The organism is Streptomyces sp. 7N604 (genome assembly GCF_052245475.1).
In the GTDB taxonomy this organism is placed as follows: Bacteria; Actinomycetota; Actinomycetes; order Streptomycetales; family Streptomycetaceae; genus Streptomyces.
On sequence record NZ_JBQQBX010000101.1, the window covers coordinates 1 to 957 of the forward strand.

Genomic DNA, 957 nt, shown 5'->3' on the forward strand with positions numbered 1-957 from the left:
CCGGATGGGTGCGGGGAAGGACATCCCGATCGGTACGGCGGTGGCGGGGCGCGGGGATGCGGCGCTGGAGGGGTTGGCGGGGTTCTTCGTCAACACGCTGGTGCTGCGGACCGATCTGAGCGGTGACCCGACTTTCGCCGAGCTGTTGGCTCGGGTGCGGGAGACGGATCTGGATGCGTATGCCCATCAGGAGGTGCCGTTCGAGCGGTTGGTGGAGGATCTCAATCCTGCCCGGTCGCTGGGGCGTAATCCGCTGTTCCAGGTCTCGCTGGGTATCCAGAGTGCGCTTCCGGGTGAGGGGCGGTTGTGGGAGCTGCCGGGGCTGCGGGTCCGTCCGCTGGAGTTGGGGGCGGAGGCGTCGGCGCGTGTCGACTTGTCGTTGGATCTGGCCGAGCACCGGGACGGTGACGGCAGCCCGGCGGGGATCGACGGTGCGTTCTTGTATGCCACTGATCTCTTCGACGAGCGGACGGTGGAGGTACTCGCCCAGCGGCTGGTGCGGTTGCTGGAGCAGGTCGCCTCGGATCCGGCGGCGCGGGTGAGCGAGGTCGAGGTGCTCGGCGGCGCGGAGCGGGCGCGGTTGGTGGAGGAGTGGAACGCCACCGAGCGGGCTGTGCCCGTACGGCCGTTGGGTGAACTGTTCGACGTGCAGGCGGGTCGGTCGCCGGATGCGGTGGCGGTGGTGGGTGCGGGCGGTCTGGAGTGGTCGTACGCGGAACTCCGGGAACGGGCCGACCGGGTGGCGGGCGTCCTGGCCGCGCGGGGCGTGGGGCGTGGCGATCTGGTCGCGGTGGTGCTGGACCGGTCCGTCGAGCTGGTGGCGGTGCTGTTGGGGATCGCAAAGGCCGGGGCGGGGTTTGTGCCGGTGGATCCTGCGTATCCGGCGGAGCGGATCGGGTGGATGGTCGAGGACTCGGCGCCTGCGCTCGTCCTCTGCTCCGAGGAGACGCGGGTGTT

General features: G+C 70.5%; 1 protein-coding gene. It reads left to right on the forward strand.

The features are described from left to right. Positions 1–957: condensation domain-containing protein (locus ACTWP8_RS38180; protein WP_443326642.1), on the forward strand; the 957-nt coding region annotated here is incomplete at both ends.